The 6291-nt window shown below is 59.2% G+C and carries 8 protein-coding genes; 2 read left to right on the top strand and 6 right to left on the bottom strand.

What is annotated here, in order from left to right:
- Positions 1–163: 163 nt before the first annotated feature.
- Complete coding sequence (locus BR00_RS01270) at positions 164–472, top strand: ComEA family DNA-binding protein (protein WP_496475779.1); 309 nt, start codon at positions 164–166, stop codon at positions 470–472.
- A 222-nt stretch (positions 473–694) separates the two neighbouring features.
- Here the strand turns inward: BR00_RS01270 and BR00_RS01265 are convergent, their stop codons facing one another.
- The 5 genes from BR00_RS01265 to BR00_RS01245 form a co-directional block, all read right to left on the bottom strand.
- A complete protein-coding gene (locus BR00_RS01265) occupies positions 695–1123 on the bottom strand; it encodes a type II toxin-antitoxin system VapC family toxin (RefSeq protein ID WP_496475808.1) in 429 nt (142 codons plus the stop codon).
- Positions 1120–1371 carry a FitA-like ribbon-helix-helix domain-containing protein gene (locus BR00_RS01260; protein WP_496475807.1) on the bottom strand — a complete coding sequence of 84 codons (252 nt, stop codon included), beginning with the start codon at positions 1369–1371 and terminating at the stop codon, positions 1120–1122. Before BR00_RS01260 ends, BR00_RS01265 begins: the two co-directional genes overlap by 4 nt.
- 101 nt (positions 1372–1472) lie before the next feature.
- A complete protein-coding gene (locus BR00_RS01255) occupies positions 1473–2558 on the bottom strand; it encodes a transposase (protein WP_496475806.1) in 1086 nt (361 codons plus the stop codon).
- A 166-nt stretch (positions 2559–2724) separates the two neighbouring features.
- Positions 2725–3222, bottom strand: coding sequence for a coiled-coil domain-containing protein (locus BR00_RS01250; protein WP_496475805.1), 498 nt, complete (start codon positions 3220–3222; stop codon positions 2725–2727).
- Positions 3223–3596: 374 nt separating this feature from the next.
- Positions 3597–4763, bottom strand: coding sequence for an IS256 family transposase (locus BR00_RS01245; RefSeq protein WP_496475804.1), 1167 nt, complete (start codon positions 4761–4763; stop codon positions 3597–3599).
- On the opposite strand from BR00_RS01245, the gene BR00_RS01240 reads away from it, so the two are divergent.
- A complete protein-coding gene (locus BR00_RS01240; protein ID WP_496475803.1) occupies positions 4762–5976 on the top strand; it encodes an integrase core domain-containing protein in 1215 nt (404 codons plus the stop codon). The two genes, BR00_RS01245 and BR00_RS01240, sit on opposite strands and share 2 nt — an antisense overlap.
- A 115-nt stretch (positions 5977–6091) precedes the next feature.
- On the opposite strand, the gene BR00_RS01235 is transcribed toward BR00_RS01240, so the two are convergent.
- The coding region (locus BR00_RS01235) for a hypothetical protein (RefSeq protein WP_496475802.1) at positions 6092–6291 on the bottom strand (200 nt) is incomplete at its 5' end.

Below are 6291 nucleotides of genomic sequence, written 5' to 3'. Positions count from 1 at the left end.
AATATCATTGTCCGGTAACAGACGCGTGTCCACATCGTGGCGCATATTGTCGTCCGGCACCATGTGTCATTATGGCCCCTTGACAACAACAGGATCTTTTCTGGAAAGAAGATCGGAATCCCTTTTGTGGAGAAAAAACATCTGTTTTTCAAGGAGGTCCTGTATGTATTCGTGGATTCGGGTGGCATTTCTGGTGTTCGTCTTGATGTTCGGTGGAGCGGCCATGGCTGCAGAGAAGATTGACATCAATACGGCAAGCCAGGCGCAGCTGGAGACACTTCCCGGAATGGGCCCTGTGATTGCCGGGCGCATCATTGAATATCGTCAGAAGAAGCCGTTTGCATCCATCGAGGAAATCAAAGCAGTGAAAGGCATCGGGGATGCAACTTTTCTCAAGATTCAGGACATGCTCACCGTGAGTGCGCCGCAGGCAGAAGAAAAACCTGCGGCCCCTGCCGGCACCAAACAATAGCCTGTCTTTCCCCGCCGGGGCGGAGGGTCTCGGCGGGGGGGGTACTTTGATACTTTTGATTGATACTTTTGGACACCCACTTTGTGGGCTTCCTTTGTGGGCTTCATGGGAGGTTTGCGGCTGTGTACGGAAATCAGAAGGGAACGTAAGGTGGGGGGGGAGTGTAAAGTGGGTGTCCCTTTATGATTCGGGTGTCCCTTTATGATTCGATAACAAGGATGTTCATGGGCTTGTCAGCCACGGGTTGACGACGGCCAAGCCGTCAATCCCTTCGAAGTCGGGCTCGTTGCGCGTGGCCAGGGTCAGATGGTGCGCGAGCGCGATGGCCGCGATCTGGGTATCTTCGGTGCTGATGGGGCGCCCCATGCGCGTGCGCTGCGCGACGATAGCGCCATAGTGAAGTGCCGCACGCTCATCGAAAGGCAGGCAGCGCCCGGCGAAATCCTGGTCGAACATGGCTTGCGCAGCTTGCGTCAAGGCGGTCTGGCGTTGGCCTGCCGGCATCAGCGCCAGGCCAAGTTCGATCTCGGCCCGGCTGATGGCGCTTATCCAAACACTGTCGGCAGACTGCGCATCCAGCCAGGCCACCACAGCCGCCGATGGCTGCGGGCGCATGAATTCGGACAGCACATTGGTGTCGAGCAGGATCATGTCGGCTCATTCCAGCCAGGGGCCGGGCGTGGCATCTGCCGGTTGGGTAGTTGAAACGACTCGTCGGCCACATCGGCAAAGCGGCTTTTGAGCCGCTGCCCCAGCGGCGTCGCCGGGGCAGCACGCAAGAGCGCCTCGCGCAAAATGCGCCGCGCCTCTTCCTCCATCGACACCCCGTGCTGCGCCGCGCGGATGCGTAGCGCCTGCTTGGTGGCGTCATCCACATTGCGTATGGTCAAGGCGGCCATGGGAACCCCTCTTGTGATGATATCATTGTGTGCATTGTAATCGTTGACATCAAGCAGTCAAGTCGCTGCTTTTGGACACCCACTTTGTGGGCTTCCCGGGGTCATGCATCCATCATCTTGCGCGCTGCGGTCATGCCGCGCAGGTATCGGGCCTGGCGGCGGGCGGCGAGTTCCAGCAGGCTTTCCGGCGTGCCCACGGCGTGGCCGAACTCCTTGAGAAGCCGGGTGCTGAGCGTGATGAAGGCCTCGGTGTCCATGCCCAGGCGCTGCAAGAGCCGCGGGGCGGTCTCGGGGATGTGGCCGCGTTTTTTGGGGTGGATGCACCGGCCCACGGTTTCCACCAGCTCCACGTAATCCTCCAGGGCGCAGGGCAGGGCCCAGTCCTCGTGGCCGGTGGCGTCGAAGGGGAGGAGCGGGGCCATGGGCAGGCGGCGTTCGTTTGTGGGGGCGGCGTGGTTTGCGGGGGTGGGGCCGTCGGCCTTTGGGGCGGTGTGGGCTGGTGCCGTGGTGCGGGCGCATTCCCGCAGTCGGGCTTCCACCCGGTCCGGGAGCAGCCGCGCCTCGATGCTCGTGTGCCGGCTGTCTTCCGGGGTTTCGGCGATTCCGGCGCGAATGGGGTTGAGGTCCACGTACACCATGACGGCGAACAGGGCCTGTTGGTCGAGGAGGGCCTGGCTTCGGAAGCGTCCCTCCCAAAACCGGCCGCGCACCCCGTCTTCGCGGTTGGCCTTGCGGGCGATGGACTCGTTGAGCACGCGCGTGAACCACGAAAGATCCCACAGGCGCTCCCGGTAGGTGGCGGCCCATTGGCGCGCCCTGTGGCGGTCTGCTTCGGGCAAGGCGGCCCGGGTCCGGGGGTCGAGAAAGCGCTGCACCACCAGCGGCCCGGAGAACAGGCGTGTCCAGCGGGCGAGGACCTCCTCGTCCGCGAGGCGCTCGGCCCGATCCCGATCGATTTTCACCACGATGTGGTAGTGGTTGCTCATGATGGCATAGGCGGCCACGTCGATGGTGAAGATCGCGGCCAGCTCGCGGATGCGGGCCTCGATCCAGCCGCGGCGGTGATCGAAGTTTTTTCCGGTCAGGCGGTCTTCGCCGCAGAGGAAGGCGCGGCGTACGCAGCGACAGACCACGTGGTACCAGGCGGTGTGCTCCAGAGAGACGATGTGTGCGCGGGGCCGTGGCATGGAGATCTCCGATCCGCTCAAAGAGCGCCGACAAACACGATGCTCCAGGGGAGGTTTGCGGCTGTGTAAGGCAATCAGGAGGGAACGTAAATTGGGTGTCCCTTTATGGAGTCTTATGGAGTCCTAGAGAATCCTAGAAACAAAGTGGGTGTCCAAAAGTCTTATCTCAAAAAAGTTGGAGCATCTTGCCGATGAGCCCGATCATGGAGATGGCAGAAAAGGTCATGGCAAAAGTGAACATACGCATCATTTGACTGCGGTTCTCCCGCAACCCTTCGTCGATGCGGCGGTCGATACGTTCGATGATCTTGTCCAACTTGCAGTCCATTTGCTCGAAGCGTTTATCCACCTGCTCGAAGCGCTTATCCATGCGGTCTTCAAGGTCTTTGATTTCTGCCCGCATGGAGACAAACTGTGCGTCCACCTGCTCGAAGCGTTTATCCACCTGCTCGAAGCGTTTATCCACCTGCTCGAAGCGCTTGTCCATGCGGACTTCCAGGTTTTTGATATCCTCTTTGATCTCATTGACCTGGTATTGCAGGTTGTCGAATCGGCTCTCAAAATATTTCGAGGTGGGAATGATATTCGCGATCAAGACGTCGATAGTCTTGGGGTCGAGGGTCAACTCGTGAGGGGATGCGGGGTTTTGCCGTTCTTCGGTCATGGGTCATGCCTCCTGGGGCGTTTTGCGGAGCTCCCTTCGCCGCCGATTTGGAAAAATACATAATGGATCCGCCCAGGGGCGTCAAACCACGAGCAGGGATGACCAAGTGGGGGATGACAAAGTGGGTGTCCAAAAGTCTGCAAACAAAAGTCTGCAAAAGTCTGCAAAAGTCTGGTGGCCCCAAACGGGGTGGTGGGTACCGGTGCTGCGTGCCCGAAAGACGCAAAAGGTGGCTTATCCGATTTTTTCACCAGCACAATTCCGCGCCAGGGCCTAGCGCCGGTTGAGCACGGCCAACAACTGCTCGACGCACTCCTGCGGATTGTGCAACTCCTTTTCTGTAAATTTTCGCATCGGTGATCATGGCGCTGGGGTTACGGGTTGAGGTTGAGATAGACTTTTCCGGTCATCCACTCGTCGTCAAGTTCGGCAAGCAGAGCGGAGACGAGGCGCAAGCAGGAATCGGGGTTGGGAAAGATGCTGACGACCCGGGTGCGGCGGCGCAATTCCCTGGTGATCCGTTCCAGTCCATTGGTTGTGCGCAACCGGATGCGGTGGGCTGCCGGGAAATCGAATACGGTCAAGCGCTCCGGGACGGCTTCTTCTGCCCATTGGGCCAACTTCGGATGCGCCTTGTGCCAGGTATCGAGTGCGGTTTTGAAGAGCCGTTCGGCCTCTGTCCCGTCCGGAGCGTTGAAGATGGCACGCAGCTGGGCAGCGACGCTCTTTCTGGCCTCTTGGCGGGTGACGAATTGTCCGGCGTTTTGTTGCAGATGGAACTGGCAGCGCTGCCAGGGGACAGCAGGAAGAACCGCCCGGCGAGCCGCCTTGAGTCCGGCATGGTCGTCAGCGATGATGAGCTTAACGCCCTTGAGTCCTCGGGCAAGGAGCTTTTCCAGAAAGCGCCGCTTTTTTGTCTCGGCCTCCGAGGTAGCGACCTCGCAGCCAAGCACCCGGCGCTTGCCGCAGGCTTCGATCCCGACGGCGATCAACACGGCGCAATCATGGATGCGGCCTTCCAAGCGGACTTTCTCGTAGCGAGCGTCCAGAAAAAGGTAAGGCACCTCACCCAAGGGACGTTCCCGCCAGGCCTTGAGTCCTTCGTCGAGCTTGGCTGCGGCACGACTAACCTGGGCGGTGGAAAGCGAAATCTCTGGCCCCAGCAGCTTTTGCAATACCTCGATCACCCTCCGGGTGGACACGCCCTGCACATACATCTCGGCCAGGGCGATATGGATGGCTTGATCGGTGCGGGTGCCTTTCTCTAGGACGGAAGGATAAAAGTCGCCGGAACGCACTTGTGGCACCTGAAAAGTTACCTCACCCAGACGCGTGAGCATGGTTTTGGGCTTGTAGCCATTGGCGTAATCGCGCCGGGTTGCGGTTCGTTCGTAAGGTCGAGCACCAAGATACTCGGCGCGCTCGATCTTGGCAGCTTCATTGACCAGGATACGCAGCGCTTCAGCTGCGCCATCGAGCCCGTGCTCAATGAGGGCGGCATAGGCCGCCTCCAGGGGGTTGGTTTCGACACGCATTGCCATGGGCGATATACTCCTTTCTCCGAAGTCATGGCGTCATGCCCACCATCGGGTGCCGTCTGTGGGGGAGAGGTCTGCGGCGCTACGCGCCTTCGTCCTCTTCTTCACAGACCAGGCAAAACGGAATTTACAGAAAGAACGATACACAACTGGAATTTACAGAAAGAACGATACACAACTGTTGGCTGCGTTGGGACAGAAGTGGGAAATGACACCGAAGGATGCTCAAGAACGGTTACGAATCCTGAAGTTTTGGGAGCGACACGGCTTGAGTGCCACGCAGGAAGCGTTTGGTGTGTCGCGTCGCACGCTCTATCGCTGGAAAGCGGCGTTGAAAGCCGCAGGGGATAACCCTGCGGCGCTCATTCCCAAACCGCCGATCGCCAAGCGCAAACGGGGCAAGAACCGCGACCCGCGGTTGGTGAAGCGCATTCGAGAGTTGCGCACCCTCTATCCCAACCTGGGAAAAGAGCGGCTGCACCGGCTGCTTGCACCGTGGTGTGCGGAACACGGCATTACGCTACCTTCGGTATCGACCATCGGTCGAATCATTGCCGAAGCACCGGACAAGATGCGTCTTGTCCCAAAGCGACTCGATGCCCGTGGCCGCAGCAAAACGCTGCGGCCACGGGTACGCAAAACACGAAAGCCCAAAGGGCTGAAAGTGCCGCCGATGACCCTATGGGCGTTGGACACGATCGAACGGGTGCGTGACGGCGTGCGGCGCTACATCCTGACCCTGGTCGATCCGGTGAGCCGCTGCGCGTTTGCGCTGGCGCTTCCCAAAAAGAGCAGCCGGGTGGTTGCCGAAGCGTTCCAAGCGCTGGCTTCTGGCCAAGAAGGGAACGGGCAACCGCTTCAGCTGGCAGCGCTATCGGACAATGGGTCGGAATTTCAAGGGGCGTTTGACGCGATGCTTGAATCGATGGGGCTTACGCACTACTGGACCTACCCGAAATCGCCGCGCATGAATGCCCACTGCGAACGCTTCAACCGCACGATCCAAGAGCAGTTCGTCGATTGGCACGAAGAGTTGCTCTTTACCGACCTTGAGTTGTTCAACCAGAAGTTGAGCCAGTGGCTCATTGACTACAATACCGTGCTGCCACACCACAGCCTTGACCTCAAGGCGCCGGTGCAGTGGCTCTTGGAAAACCATAAAGAGTGCCAAAGGTATTGGACGAATACACCCCGCCTTGACGCGCGGGCTGGGTAGGCTATACTGATATAACCGTCGCCGTGAGCGAAACCGGGCTGGACAGGACCAGACGCGCGGTGTTAGCGAGGCTTCACCCATCCTGGAACGGGGATGTCTGCGGAAGCGGCGACGGTCATCTCCCATACAGCAATTCACCTACACGAAAGCTGTCGATTCGCTTGTCGTCGGCGTTCATCACGTTGTAAAACAGACTGCCGTCACGATTGATGCGCAGAATGACTGGGATACTTTTGGACACCCACTTTGTGGGCTCCAAGGCTGTGGTCGGAACGTAAAGTGGGTGTCCCTTAGCACTATTAGAACACGCCACTT

Source organism: Thermodesulfomicrobium thermophilum DSM 16697, assembly GCF_059568695.1.
The sequence above is the reverse complement of the archived record's forward strand: the minus strand, read 5'-3'. Positions and strand labels throughout refer to the sequence as shown.